Below are 13,117 nucleotides of genomic sequence, written 5' to 3' on the forward strand. Positions count from 1 at the left end.
CAGTAGGATATGGAATGGCTGTATCTGAACCCATCATGCTTTCGCTTGAACGCTTCGGAGAGATTTGCGCTGATCCCGCGCCATTGATCTATCGGCGCCTCTTCGCGCAGCATCCCGAATTTGAAGACCTGTTCGCGATGGACACGGATGGTGGCGTGCGCGGTTCCATGCTGACAACCTGCTTCGACTGCATCATCGGTCTTACCGAGGGCAGTCGATTGCCGCGCTTTGAACTTCAGTCTGCCCGCCTGTCGCACCAGGGGTATGGCGTGCCGGAATCCCAACTGGATGACATGTTCACAGCCATCCGCGACACTTGCCGGGAAGCGCTGACAGGGGAGTGGACGCCCGCCATGGAAACCGCATGGGCAGAGATGCTGGCCGACATTGCGCGAATGGGGTTCACGCCAGCCTGACACTGGCCGGGGCTAACGCCCCTTGAATTCCGCCGGGCGCTTCTCAAGAAACGCCATCATGCCTTCACGCGCGTCTTCCGTTTTCAGCAGCGGCAGCAATTGCAGGAAGACGTGATGGACATGTTCGGTGAAAGGCTCCGACAGGCCCATCCGCATCAGGCGTTTTGAGGCCTGTACGGCCAGTGGCGCGTTCGCGGCGATCTCGGCGGCCAAGGCGCGTGCTTCGTCCATCAGCGTATCATGCGGCACCACTTTTGCGCACAATTGCTCGGCCAGGCATTCTTCGGCGGTCAGGGTGCGGCCGGTGAAGATCAGTTCGCAGGCCTTCTCCCAGCCAAGCATGCGCGGCAGGAACCAGGTGCCGCCGGATTCCGGCAGGATGCCGCGCTTGGTGAAGGCTGCCGCCATCTTGGCCTTGTCCGACATGATGCGGATGTCACAGCCGAGCGCCGTGTCCATGCCATAGCCTGCCGCGCCGCCATTGATGGCGCAGATGGTTGGCGTGTCCATATTGAACAATACGGTCGGCGGCGTGTTGCGCAGATCCAGCGTGGCGCTGGCCACAGCGCCGGATCCGATGCCTTCGCCCTTGGTGGCACTTTCCAGGTTCAAACCCGCGCAGAAGGCCCGGCCCGCCCCGGTCAGGATGACGCAACGCACATCCGTATCGGCATCTGCCTTCAGCAAGGCCTTGCACAACTCATCCAGCATCGGGCCGGAAATCGTGTTCAACCGCTCCGGCGCGTTCAGGGTGATGGTCGCGACATGGTCTGCGACCTCATAGAGAATTTCGGCAGTCTTGGTTTCTGTGTCCGGCATGGCGTGTCTCCCTCTTGTTTTGAGGCGAGCGTAGCGTGGAGGGGCAGGTCGGCCTAGGCTGCCCTCGCGGCAGTTTTCCAGCAGGCTGCCGTGAAGACAATTTCGTCGCCATCAGCAAACTCCATGAAGGCGGCGCGCACCACGTCGATGACTCTCTCCCGGGTCGCCTCATCCACGCCTTGGGCGATGGCATAGCCGACGGGGCCCATCAGCGAGACATAAAGGTCCATGGCCGAGAGGGGAAAGCGGCATTCCACGTCCAGTTTCTCACTCACCACGTCCTGCCATCCGGACTCGGACAGGATATGCTCCACGCGCGCGGCATCTGCGAAGCCAAACTGGCCACGGGCATTCGGCTCCCGCTCGGGCAGACCGGGCAGCAGGGGGCGGGCGCCAGCCTCAGCCGCCGTCATGAACGGGTTCTCCGCCGGGTCACGCCAGCTGAACATGAGCAGCTGTGTGCCCGGCTGCGCGGCGCGGTTCAGATTGCGGAAGGCGGCAACCGGATCCTCGAAGAACATCACCCCGAACCGGGACGTGATCATGTCGAATGTGCTCGACGGGAAATCGTGCGTCTGCGCATCGGCGACCAGGAACTCCGCGTGTGATCCGGACTCGGCGGCGCGCTTGCGAGCATGGGCAATCATGGTCTCGGAAATGTCGAGGCCAAGACAGTCCGCGTCCGGCTCCAGCGCCTCCGCCATGGCGAGCGTTGTCGCACCGGTGCCGCAGCCGATATCCAGGACAGATTGTGCGTTGGCCGTCGTCACCGTCTCGACGAGGATGTCCGCGAAGGGTTGGAAGGCCGTATCCAGCAGCGTCTGCGCGCGCACCCAGGCCTTTCCGCCCGCGCCATTCCACATCTCTTCCTGATCCTTGTTTGCCATGCTCATCGTACCGCGCTCCTTGTCATTGCGATCTTGTGGAGGCATCCTGCCACCTCAAGTCGACTTGAGGTCAAGAGCCTATCATGGAAATTTCCGACGTTGCCAAACAATCCGGGATCCCGGCCTCCACTCTACGCTATTATGAAGAACGCGGCCTGATCCGTTCGACGGGGCGACGCGGCCTCCGGCGCCTGTTTGATGAAGACGTTCTGGAACGGCTGGGCCTGATCTCGCTCGGCCGCGCCGCAGGTTTCACGCTGGACGAGATCGCCGCCATGATGTCGGAAGAGGGGCCCCGCATCGAGCGTGCAGCGCTCATGTCAAAGGCGGACGAACTGGACGAGAAGATCCGTCAGATGACGATCATGCGCGATGGCTTGCGCCACGCCGCAAATTGCCGCGCGCCGAACCATATGGAATGCCCCAGCTTTCGCCGCATCCTCCGCGCCGCCATGACGGGGAGAATCTCAGCGAAGGGCAATCCGGTTGGGCTGGCAAACCGAAAGGGCTAATCCCCATCCATCCGCAACGCGGCCACAAACGCTTCCTGAGGAATCTCCACCTTGCCGAACTGGCGCATGCGCTTCTTGCCGGCGGCCTGCTTGTCGAGCAGTTTGCGTTTCCGGCTGGCATCGCCGCCATAGCATTTCGCTGTGACGTCTTTCCTCATGGCACTGAGGGTTTCGCGCGCGATCACCTTGCCGCCAATGGCTGCCTGGATCGGAATCTTGAACATCTGGCGAGGGATAAGGTCTTTCAGGCGCTCGCACATCTGGCGACCCCGGCTTTCGGCTCGGTCGCGGTGCACCAGCATGGCGAGCGCATCGACCGGCTCGTCATTGACCAGGATCTGCAGTTTGACGAGATTCTCGGCGCGGTGGCCGACAATCTCATAGTCAAAGCTCGCATAGCCGCGGCTGATCGATTTCAGGCGGTCATAGAAATCGAACACGACCTCGTTGAGCGGCAGTTCGTACTTCACCATCGCCCGTCCGCCGACGTATGACAGTTCGGTCTGGATGCCGCGCCGATCCTGGCAGAGCTTCAGGATGCCGCCAAGATATTCGTCCGGCGTATAGATCGTCGCATTGATCCACGGCTCGCGGATTTCGGCAACGCGCACGACATCGGGCATGTCTGCCGGATTGTGGAGTTCGATTTCCGATCCGTCCGTCATCGTCATTTCATAGACAACGCTCGGCGCGGTTGCGATCAGGTCGAGGTCGAACTCGCGGCTGAGGCGTTCCTGGATGATTTCGAGATGCAGCAGGCCGAGAAAGCCGCAGCGGAAGCCCATGCCGAGCGCGGCAGAGGTTTCCATCTCCCATGTAAAGCTTGCATCATTCAGGCGCAGCTTGCCCATCGCCGCGCGCAAATCGTCAAAGTCGCCCGCATCCATCGGAAACAGGCCGCAGAAGACGACCGGCTGAACTTCCTTATAGCCGGGCAGGGCCTTGTCACAGGGTCGCTTGTCTTCCGTGATCGTATCACCCACGGCCGTTTCGCCGACTTCCTTGATCGAAGCCACGAAGTAGCCGACTTCGCCCGGCCCAAGCGCCTCAACGTCGGTGAGTTTCGGATTGAACGTGCCGACCTTGTCAATTTCATAGACGCCGCCGGTGCGCATCATCTTGATCTTCTGCTTCTTCTTCAGCACGCCATCATGAATGCGCACGATGACGACCACGCCGAGATAGGGGTCGTAATAGGCGTCCACCAGGGCAGCCTTCAGCGGCGCGTCGACTTCGCCGGTCTTTGGCGCAGGCAGGCGCTGGACAATGGCTTCCAGCGTTTCAGAAATGCCGAGACCGGTCTTGGCCGACGTCTCGATGGCGTCAGAGGCATCAAGTCCGATCACGTCCTCGATCTGGGCTTTCACGCGCTCGACGTCAGCAGCTGGCAGATCGACCTTGTTCAGAACCGGCACGATCTCATGGTTCTGGTCGATGGCCTGATAGACGTTTGCCAGCGTCTGCGCCTCGACGCCTTGGGAGGCGTCCACGACCAGTAGCGAGCCTTCACAGGCGGCGAGGCAGCGGCTGACTTCATAGGCAAAGTCGACATGGCCCGGCGTGTCCATCAGGTTCAGGACATAGGTCTCGCCATCCTGTGCCTCATAGGTCAGGCGTACGGTCTGGGCCTTGATGGTGATGCCGCGCTCTTTCTCGATATCCATCGAGTCGAGCACCTGCTCCTTCATTTCGCGTTCGGTCAGGCCGCCGCAATGCTGGATCAGGCGATCCGCCAGCGTCGACTTGCCGTGGTCGATATGGGCGATGATGGAAAAATTGCGGATTTTGTCACGTGAGATCATGGCCGGGATATAACCGCGCTTTGGCCTCGCGGGAAGCGTTCTCGTTCAGGCGGGGGCCGGTTCTGGCGTCCTGAGGTGCAGAATGTCGCGGATTTCCATTAAAATCAGGAAACTCCGGAACAAGTCGACGTGCCTTCCATTGATTCTGCGTCACACAAACACGCACTCAGGAAGGATTTTCCCATGAGCATCCAGACGCTCGAAGACCTCTATATTGACCAGCTGCAAGACCTCTACAGCGCCAATCGCCAATCCCTCAAGGTGACTGAGAAGCTCGCTGGAAAGGCCCATAATCCGAAGCTGCAGGACGCGCTGAAACGCGGCGTCAGCGGCATCGAGGACGGGATCAACGCCGTCGAAGGCCTGATCCGCAAGCACAAGGCCGACCCGCGCGGCGAATTCTGTCAGGGCATGGAAGGCCTCGTCAAAGAAGCGAAAGCCCACGCCATCGACGCCGAGATCGAGGACGAGGATGTCCGCGATGCCTCTATCATTTCGCAATATCAGCGCATGACCCATTACGCCCTTGCTGGCTATGGCACCGTCTTGGCCTTTGCCCGTCGCCTTGGCTTCAAGGACGACGCCGAACAGCTCCAGACCTGTCTCGACAACACCTATTCCGGTGACCGCGAGATGTCGCAGCTGGCTGAAGGCGAAGTGAACCGCGAAGCGGCCTGATTCCACCCCCCCAAGGCGGGCTGGCTGAACTGTAACTCCGGCTGGCCTCCACGGGGTGGGAGCCCGGTCTGGCACTGCCAGGCCGGGTTTGCCGTGCGCACTATCCCCCCGCGCCGGGTACGGTGATGTGCGCCGGGGCGCCAAAGCCGAAATCGAGCCCCAGGAAGATCCAGCCCATCATCAGCGCGACGCCCGTGATCAGCATCCAGACCGAATACGGGATCATCATCGCCGTCAGGCTGCCAAGCCCGAAATCACTTTGCCAGCGACGCGCGAAGACCAGGATCAGCGGGAAGTACACCATCAGCGGCGTGATGATGTTCGTCGCGCCATCGCCCACGCGATAGGCGGCGGTCGCGCCTTCCGGGCTGATCCCCAATAGCATCAGCATCGGCACAAGCACCGGCGCCAGCAATGCCCATTTTGCGCTGGCCGAGCCGACGAAAAGATTCAGCAGCGCCGAGAACAAGACAATCAGGCCCAGCACGATCGGCAGCGGCAATCCGCTATTCTGGATTGCGTCCGCGCCATGCACCGCCGAGATCAGTCCGAGATTGGACCAGCCGAACATCGCCACGAAATGGGCCGCCGCAAAGGCCAGCACCAGATAATAGCCCATGTCCTTCATCGCCTCGGCCATCATGTTTACCAGGTCGCGGTGATTGTTGATCGTGTTGGCGGCTGCGCCATAGGCCCAGCCCGCAGCAAGGAACAGAACCAGGAAGCCCGCCACCAGCGAGCGGAAGAACGGCCCGGCCTTCTGGTACCACGGATTGCCTTCTGTGCCCGGCCCATCGGCCAGTAGGGGCGTGCCTGGTCCGAACGTCATGAACGCCCACAAGGCGCACACGCCCAGCAGGGCGAGCCCCGCCATGCGCAGGCCCTTCTGCTGCTCGGCGGTCAGGGGCTTGTCTTCATCGCCAGCCTGTACGGCTGATTCCGGGCTGGGAACCCATTTGCCGAGGCGCGGCTCGATGATCTTGTCGGTCACGAACCAGATCACGGGCAGGTAGATGAACAGCAACGCCGCGATGAAATACGCATTGCCGGCAATGTTCATCGTCCAGCCCGCATCGATATTGCTCGCGCCATAGGCGGCCTCGGTGATGCCGAACAGCAGCGCGTCCAGCTGGCCCGGCGAGATATTGGCGGAAAACCCGCCCGACACGCCCGCAAAGGCCGCGGCAATCCCGGCCAGCGGGTGGCGCCCGGCCGAGGCAAACAATATGCCCGCCAGCGGGATCATTACGACATAGCCCGCATCGGCGGCATGGTTCGACAGCATCGCCACCAGCGCGACCAGCGGCGTCAGCAGGAATTTCGGCGCATTGCGCACCGCCGCCCGGATCGCGCTCGAAAACAGCCCTGAGCGCTCTGCCACGCCCGCGCCCAGCATCACGACCAGCACATAGCCGAGCGGATGGAAGTGCGTGAACGTCTTCGGCATATCCACCCAGAGGCGCTGTATGTTCTCGGCCGAGAACAGGCTCGCCGACTCAATGACCAGCGGCGTGCCGCCGTCTGTCACCTGCGTCGGGTGCGGCGCGCTGAAACTGGTCCAGGCCGCAATCTGTGAAATCGCCATCAGGGCGATGATCAGATAGAAGAACAGGAAGACCGGATCGGGCAGGCGGTTGCCCGTCTTCTCCACCCATCCCAGGAATCCCTTATTGGTCGCTGCCTCGGCCATGCCCATTTCCCCTGTCAAAACCAGATCAAGCGGGACACCTTATTGCCAATTGCCGCGCTGGCAATATTCCGCCCCATATCCGCCGCAGCCCGCGCACTGGTGACCCCCCGCCAAATGCGCTAATCAGGGGCCATCGTTACAAGACCGGTCCCGCCCATGCCCGATACACAACACGCCGCGCCCAAACAGGGCATTACCGACGAGGGCTACCTCACCGACAGCTGGTATCTGGCCGCGCCGTCCACCGACCTCGTCGCCGGCAAGCAGCACCGCATCATGGTGCTGGGCGAACCCGTCGTCGTCGGCCGCACGCCCAAGGGCGAACCCTTCGCCCTGCGCGACATCTGTCCCCACCGCCTCGTGCCGCTGTCTGCGGGCCAACAGCTGGAAACCGATGGCGAGTGGACACTGCAATGCCCCTATCATGGCTGGCGCTTCGGCACCGATGGCGGCTGCAAGCTGATGCCATCCCTCACCGACGACAGCCCTTATGACCCGTCCAAGGTGAAAGTGCGCCGCTATCCGGTGCATGAGGCCAATGGCGCGGTCTATCTCTATGTCGCCCACAATCCCCGTGAGCTTGCGCCCCCTGCCGTGCCGCCGCCGGAATTCGGCCCGCTGCCGGACAAGCCCGGCTTTGTCATCCATGACGTGTTCAACGCGCATATGGATGATGCCGTGGTCGGCCTGATGGACCCGGCCCATGTGCCCTTCGTGCACAATCAATGGTGGTGGCGTCCGCCCTCGGTGGGCCTGAAGCTGAAGGAAAAGCCCTTCATCCCGACGGAGCGCGGCTGGGCGATTGACCGCCATCCGCCCAGCTCGAACTCGAAACTCTATCGCTGGGTGTTCGGGGATGATGTGGAAACCGAGATCCGGTTCCAGCTGCCCGGCTATCGCTGGGAAATCATCTCGAACGACAAAGCCCGCCTGCTGACGCTCACCTGCCTGACGCCGGAAGCCCCGAAACGTACACGGATCACGCAATTCACCTGGTGGACCGGCGCGCCGCTCCTCCACCTCGCCGTGCCCATCGCCAAGCCGATGGCCCGCAAATTCCTCCGCCAGGATGGCGACATGGTGGATTTGCAAAACCAGGGCATGGCCCACCAGAAAGCCATGATGTGGATCGACGACATAGACATCCAGGCCAAATGGTACCAGCGGCTAAAACGTGAGTGGACGGAATGCCGGACCGAGGGACGCGAGTTTGCGAACCCGATTGAGGCGCGCGTGTTGAGGTGGATGAGTTAGGGGGTAGTGTGATGATTGGGAAGATAGGCTGTGTTTCTGCTACGTTGGTGGGTATCGCGCTGTCAGCGACTGCCCAATCCGTTCAGTTTGAACGAATAAGCAACGATCGGTTATTGGTTCCCTCCCCAGTTGATGAAAAAATCGAAGTGGTGGATGGAGACACCTTATGGATCGGAATTCATCAGATCCGATTGTATGGAATCGATGCTCTCGAATCGAAACAAGGCTGTGAGATAACTGGCGAATCTCGAACGTATTGCGCATCTGGTGCTTCAGAATTTCTCCGGACGTTCACGGAGAACAAAGATTTCAGATGTGAGATCTATGTTCGAGATGGGGAGAACAAGCCTTGGGTCCGATACGGACGATATGTTGCTTCCTGCTATGTCGGTGACATGGATGTAAATATGCAGATAGTGCGGAATGGTTGGGCATATGCGGACCGATATCATGGCAAGCTTTTTGTCGAGGCTGAACAAACTGCCAGACGCGAAGGCAAAGGGATTTTCGCTACAAAGCATCAAACACCGTGGGATTGGCGTAAGAGTCAAAGGGATGATGGGTGTACCTGCGAATAACAATGAATAGCTGACGAAACTGTAGGTCGGGCTGGCTAAGCGTAACCCGCCGTCCGATCTCGCAGCATGGCGGGTCATGACCCGCCCTACGCTGTTTCCCTCCTCCTGGCGTCACCCCCGACGCGCAGCGTCTGGGGGCCCATCGCTGAACGGGGCAACCGGGTGCGTCCGGTGCGGGGGCGTGCGGGTTTCTCTGCACAACACATGACGTTCTTTGTGGCATCGTACAGAGATGGGTTCCCAGATGGCCTGCGGCCATCGGGAATGACGCAATTTTTGTTCTTGTGTAGGAAGGTTGGGGAAGGAGTGCTGAGCATGGCCAATGAGGACCGCATAATTGCCGTCTATATGATGGCCAATCGCAAGCAGGGCGCGCTCTATGCCGGGGTCACGTCCCACCTTGTCCAGCGCGTCTGGCAACACCGTGAAGGCATTTTCGGAGGATTCACGCAGAAACATGGCTGCAAGACGCTCGTCTGTTATGAGCTGCATGACGAGATCAGCACAGCGATTGCGCGTGAGAAATCCCTCAAATCCTATCGCCGGAAGAACAAGATAAATCTGATCACGGAGCGCAATCCCCATTGGAAGGATTTGTGGTTCGAGATTACGGGGTAGGGCCTTTCCGCCCCCGCCTCTCCGGCGCATGCCGGAGTCTCGTCCGGCTGGCTCCGTCTGGCTTCGGCAGGAGACGCCGGCATGCGCCGAGGATACGGTTTATGGGATAGAGATCATTCTCCTCCGATGACCCCTGCGCAGGCAGGGGTCCATCTCGGGACTTCTACCCATGCACATGAGGCAGCTTCAGGAGATGGATACCTGCCTGCGCAGGTATCTTCGGGGTGAGGGTTTGGTCTCCAATCCGTCTGAGAACTCCCTGCCCCATACTAAGCATCTGCTCTCACAGGAGCCGGATCAGGTACCGTTCTGGTTGTGGGTTGCAGGGACAGGATGGGCTGGGCGGGAGACATACGGTCTCGCACGGCCCTAGGCAGGTCAGGCCAGGGTGAGCTTGCGAAGGCAAGTTGGGCTGTCGAGGAACAGAAATCGTGCCAGTGGCACGATTTCCCGAGACAGGCCTCGTCCGGAGCCCTGCGCTTGCGCTTGGGCCTGCTTCGGGCAATCGCAGTGCGATTGCTTTTCCTCCGCAGCCGGTAACGAAGACCCGGGACCATGGGCCCCCATGAGGGTGCTCGCCGAAACTCCTGTCCGGCGCGGCGGGCGGTAACGCTCCATTCCATAGCCATTCCAAATCATCAGGCGGAGCGCCACGGCGCCCGCTGCGCCGACGGCTTCGCCAGATGATTTGGACACGAGATACCCGGATGGCGCGCGCCAGTCCGGCTTGGAGTGCTGCCTGTCAGCATATGCCTGCCGCCGGGCTGGACGTATCAGGCCGCCGACCGGCGCGGAAGGGGCGGGGGGGAGGGCCCTTCCGTGCCAGCGGCGGCCTCGTCACACCAGCGATCATCGCCGGTGACGTTACAAAGCGCGGTGTATAATTGCGCGCGCAGCTCGGCCCGCCGGGCCTCCAGCGCGCGGCGATCCTGCGGGGTCACATCCTCAATGCTGGTCTCGGCCTCGGCCAACACCTGCGTGATCTCCTCGAACGCTTCTGCCAGATGCGCGAAAACCGGATCAATGGATGCCAGTTCGAAGATTTCCGGCACGGCGGTCGGGAATTCGCCCGCCAGGCCTGCAAAGGAATGAGCCATGTGAGTGTCCCCCAGTTATGCCCAAAATCCAAACGATTGCATTTTTGTATAGCATCTCTGGGTTGAAATGTCTTCCCTTATTTCAGATATTTGTGCAGGGCGCTCTGCGCGCCCTACAAATCGCCTTCGGACTTGCCCGATTGCTTCCACAACCAGGCTGTCAGGCCCGCGCCGATCAGCAACAGGCTGGCAAACCCGACCAGGGCGGCAATCGCCAATGCGTCAACACTCAGATTACCCATGCCCGGTCCTCCTGACGGCTTTTCAGGCCGGGGCGTTCAGGATGGCGCTGATCTCGTCTTTCAGGGCCATGCGGTGCTTGCGCAGCTGCGTCTGGAAGACATCGCTGGCGGGCTCGACATTTGTCTCGATACGGTGAATCTGGCGGTTCACTGCGTGATATTCGTCGGCCAGCCGGGCGAAATGACCGTCCGTTTCCTTCAGTGCATGAATGCGGTCTGTCGCGTCCGGGAATTCCTCGGCGAGTTCGTGCGGTGTGTGGGACATATTGGGTCGCTCCCTGATAAGATGTGTCTGGCACTATCAGGTCATGGGGCGCGGCCACGCGGAATCGGGGAAACTACGTATCCTTGTGGTCAGGGGGCTATTTCTCGCCGAACAGGCCGGATTGCTGACCGCCCGGATTCGGCAGGCCGAGGCGTTCATAGGCCAGCGGCGCTGCGACCCGGCCGCGCGGCGTGCGCGCGACATAGCCCTTCTGCATCAGGTAAGGCTCGATCACGTCCTCCACCGCGTCCCGCGCTTCCGACAGGGCCGCCGCCAGCGTCTCCACGCCGACCGGCCCCCCGGCATAGGTTTTCACCAGCGCATGGAGGTAGCGCCGGTCCAGCGCATCAAGGCCGTCTGAATCGATTTCCAGTCGTTTCAGCGCGCTTCTGGCGGAATCCTGAGTGATCGTGCCGCCATCTGCCTCGGCAAAGTCGCGCACGCGGCGCAACAGGCGCAGCGCGATGCGCGGCGTACCGCGCGCGCGACTGGCGATCTCGATGGCGCCATCTTCCGTGATCGGCGCAGTCAGCTTGCGGGCCGCCGCCATGACGATCCGGGCCAGCTCTTCCGGCTCATAGAATTCAAGGCGCAGCGGTATGCCGAACCGGTCGCGCAGCGGCGTGGCGAGCAGGCCGGCCCGTGTGGTGGCGCCGACCAGGGTAAAGGGGGAAAGATCCAGCCGCACAGACCGCGCCGACGGGCCTTCGCCAATAACGATATCGAGGGCGTAATCCTCCATCGCCGGATAGAGGATTTCCTCCACGACCGGAGGCAGGCGGTGGATTTCGTCAATGAAGAGGACGTCATTGGGTTCGAGATTGGTCAGGATCGCCGCGAGGTCACCGGCCTTGGCAATGACTGGGCCGGAGGTCGCGCGGAAGCCGACGCCCATTTCGCGGGCGAGAATTTGCGCCAGCGTCGTCTTGCCAAGCCCCGGCGGGCCGAACAGCAGGACATGGTCCAGCGCCTCTTTGCGCTTGCGGGCCGCATCGACATAGACTTTGAGGTTCGATTTTGCCTTGCGCTGGCCGACATAATCCTCAAACGCCTGCGGCCGCAGCGCGCGGTCCAGCGCATCGCCGCCTTGGGCATTGGGGTCTGAGAGTTCGCCCTCGCGGCTCATCGCGCCAGTTCCTTCAGCGCCGCCTTGATCAAATTACTGACATCGCTATCGCCGGCATCTTTCGCAGCGCTGGCCACAGCGCGGGCGGCATCTGATTGGGCATAGCCGAGGTTTGCAAGCGCCGAGATCGCCTCGCTCCGCACGCTTGTCGTGGCGGCGACGGGCGCACTGGCAAGGCCTGCGACCTGGGCGGTTTCGAACTTGCCAAACCGGCCCATCGGCGGTGGCTTGCCAGCCAGTTCGCCGGTGATCCGCTCGGCCAGTTTCTTGCCAACGCCTTTTGCGCGTGTCAACACGGACGCATCGCCGAGGGCGATCGCGTCCATCAATTCTGCCGGTGTGATTGCGTCAAGGATGGCCATTGCGGCCTTGCCGGCCACACCATGCACATCCTGAAGACGAACGAACCAGGCGCGTTCCTCGTCAGAGCCGAAGGCGTAGAGTGTGATCGCCGCTTCGCTGACCTTGGTCTCGACATGCAGGACACTGGTCTCGCCGACATGCACCCTGGACAAGAGCCGCGTGCCGGCCATGCAGACATAGCCGACGCCATTGACGTCAATCAGGATGTTGTCCGTGCCGAGGGCGGCGACGGTTCCCGTCAGTCGGCCAATGATCATGCAGCGCCTCGTTTCAATTCCAGCGGCAGATGGTGGGCGGTACAGATTGCGCAGGCGAGCGCATCGGCCGAGTCCGATTTCATCTCTCCGGCGCGGGGCAGGAGGCGTTTGACCATGAAGGCCACCTGGTCCTTGTCCGCTGTGCCGGTGCCGACAATGGCCAGCTTGATCTTGCGCGGGGCAAATTCGGCGACGGGCACACCCGCCATGGAGAGCGCCGCCATGGCCGCGCCGCGCGCTTGGCCGAGTTTCAGCGCCGAGCGGGGATTGGCATTGACCAGCGTTTCTTCAACGCCTGAGGCATGTGGTCCGTAATGCCGGGCCAGTTCTCCGACCGCCTCGAAGATGCCGCCGAGCCGTTCCGACATGGCGAGACTGGTGTCTACCGAGATCACGCCATGCGCAATATGAGCCAGCCGGGCGCCGGTCTGCTCGATGACACCCCAGCCAGTATGGCGGAGGCCGGGGTCGATGCCGAGAATGCGAATCGTGGCTGTCATTAACCCATCCTAT

The 13,117-nt window shown here is 61.6% G+C and carries 16 protein-coding genes; 6 read left to right on the top strand and 10 right to left on the bottom strand.

What is annotated here, in order from left to right:
* Positions 1–14: 14 nt before the first annotated feature.
* Positions 15–416 carry a globin gene (locus tag B3527_RS15415; protein ID WP_290480702.1) on the top strand — a complete coding sequence of 134 codons (402 nt, stop codon included), beginning with the start codon at positions 15–17 and terminating at the stop codon, positions 414–416.
* A 12-nt stretch (positions 417–428) separates the two neighbouring features.
* On the opposite strand, the gene B3527_RS15420 is transcribed toward B3527_RS15415, so the two are convergent.
* Both B3527_RS15420 and B3527_RS15425 read right to left on the bottom strand, forming a co-directional pair.
* Positions 429–1,235, bottom strand: coding sequence for an enoyl-CoA hydratase/isomerase family protein (locus tag B3527_RS15420; protein WP_206991952.1), 807 nt, complete (start codon positions 1,233–1,235; stop codon positions 429–431).
* Between the two features lie 53 nt (positions 1,236–1,288).
* Positions 1,289–2,167, bottom strand: a complete 879-nt coding sequence (locus B3527_RS15425; protein ID WP_290480701.1) for a class I SAM-dependent methyltransferase — start codon at positions 2,165–2,167, stop codon at positions 1,289–1,291.
* A gap of 38 nt (positions 2,168–2,205) precedes the next feature.
* On the opposite strand from B3527_RS15425, the gene B3527_RS15430 reads away from it, so the two are divergent.
* Positions 2,206–2,634: a helix-turn-helix domain-containing protein gene (locus B3527_RS15430; protein WP_290480700.1), complete on the top strand. Its 429-nt coding sequence runs from the start codon at positions 2,206–2,208 to the stop codon at positions 2,632–2,634.
* On the opposite strand, the gene lepA is transcribed toward B3527_RS15430, so the two are convergent.
* Positions 2,631–4,436: a translation elongation factor 4 gene (lepA, locus tag B3527_RS15435; protein ID WP_034817695.1), complete on the bottom strand. Its 1,806-nt coding sequence runs from the start codon at positions 4,434–4,436 to the stop codon at positions 2,631–2,633. The two genes, B3527_RS15430 and lepA, sit on opposite strands and share 4 nt — an antisense overlap.
* Positions 4,437–4,619: 183 nt before the next feature.
* Between lepA and B3527_RS15440 the strand changes: the two genes are divergently transcribed.
* On the top strand, positions 4,620–5,114 hold the full coding sequence (locus B3527_RS15440) for a ferritin-like domain-containing protein (protein ID WP_206991955.1): 495 nt from the start codon (positions 4,620–4,622) through the stop codon (positions 5,112–5,114).
* Between the two features lie 100 nt (positions 5,115–5,214).
* On the opposite strand, the gene B3527_RS15445 is transcribed toward B3527_RS15440, so the two are convergent.
* On the bottom strand, positions 5,215–6,810 hold the full coding sequence (locus B3527_RS15445) for an AbgT family transporter (RefSeq protein WP_349677825.1): 1,596 nt from the start codon (positions 6,808–6,810) through the stop codon (positions 5,215–5,217).
* A 150-nt stretch (positions 6,811–6,960) separates the two neighbouring features.
* Here B3527_RS15445 and B3527_RS15450 point away from each other — a divergent pair, with 150 nt between their 5' ends.
* From B3527_RS15450 to B3527_RS15455, 3 genes are all read left to right on the top strand, one after another.
* Positions 6,961–8,058 (top strand): aromatic ring-hydroxylating oxygenase subunit alpha, encoded by a 1,098-nt coding sequence (locus tag B3527_RS15450; RefSeq protein WP_290481237.1) that lies wholly within the window; start codon positions 6,961–6,963, stop codon positions 8,056–8,058.
* A gap of 11 nt (positions 8,059–8,069) precedes the next feature.
* Positions 8,070–8,636 carry a thermonuclease family protein gene (locus B3527_RS16955; protein WP_290940382.1) on the top strand — a complete coding sequence of 189 codons (567 nt, stop codon included), beginning with the start codon at positions 8,070–8,072 and terminating at the stop codon, positions 8,634–8,636.
* Positions 8,637–8,951: 315 nt separating this feature from the next.
* Positions 8,952–9,254 carry a GIY-YIG nuclease family protein gene (locus B3527_RS15455; RefSeq protein ID WP_290480697.1) on the top strand — a complete coding sequence of 101 codons (303 nt, stop codon included), beginning with the start codon at positions 8,952–8,954 and terminating at the stop codon, positions 9,252–9,254.
* Positions 9,255–10,027: 773 nt separating this feature from the next.
* On the opposite strand, the gene B3527_RS15460 is transcribed toward B3527_RS15455, so the two are convergent.
* The 6 genes from B3527_RS15460 to ruvC all read right to left on the bottom strand — a co-directional run bounded on the left by B3527_RS15460 (position 10,028) and on the right by ruvC (position 13,104).
* Entirely contained in the window at positions 10,028–10,351 is a 324-nt protein-coding gene (locus B3527_RS15460) for a hypothetical protein (protein ID WP_290480593.1), read from the bottom strand.
* A gap of 113 nt (positions 10,352–10,464) precedes the next feature.
* Positions 10,465–10,593 carry a hypothetical protein gene (locus B3527_RS15465; RefSeq protein ID WP_255342028.1) on the bottom strand — a complete coding sequence of 43 codons (129 nt, stop codon included), beginning with the start codon at positions 10,591–10,593 and terminating at the stop codon, positions 10,465–10,467.
* 22 nt (positions 10,594–10,615) lie between these two features.
* On the bottom strand, positions 10,616–10,858 hold the full coding sequence (locus B3527_RS15470; RefSeq protein ID WP_290480592.1) for a YdcH family protein: 243 nt from the start codon (positions 10,856–10,858) through the stop codon (positions 10,616–10,618).
* A 97-nt stretch (positions 10,859–10,955) separates the two neighbouring features.
* Positions 10,956–11,984, bottom strand: coding sequence for a Holliday junction branch migration DNA helicase RuvB (ruvB, locus tag B3527_RS15475; protein ID WP_290480591.1), 1,029 nt, complete (start codon positions 11,982–11,984; stop codon positions 10,956–10,958).
* Positions 11,981–12,604: a Holliday junction branch migration protein RuvA gene (gene ruvA, locus B3527_RS15480; RefSeq protein WP_290480590.1), complete on the bottom strand. Its 624-nt coding sequence runs from the start codon at positions 12,602–12,604 to the stop codon at positions 11,981–11,983. The genes ruvB and ruvA overlap by 4 nt, the downstream gene beginning before the upstream one ends.
* Positions 12,601–13,104: a crossover junction endodeoxyribonuclease RuvC gene (ruvC, locus tag B3527_RS15485; RefSeq protein WP_290480589.1), complete on the bottom strand. Its 504-nt coding sequence runs from the start codon at positions 13,102–13,104 to the stop codon at positions 12,601–12,603. The genes ruvA and ruvC overlap by 4 nt, the downstream gene beginning before the upstream one ends.
* Positions 13,105–13,117: the final 13 nt, after the last annotated feature.

The sequence above is a fragment of the Hyphomonas sp. UBA4505 genome (genome assembly GCF_002388685.1).
In the GTDB taxonomy this organism is placed as follows: Bacteria; Pseudomonadota; Alphaproteobacteria; order Caulobacterales; family Hyphomonadaceae; genus Hyphomonas.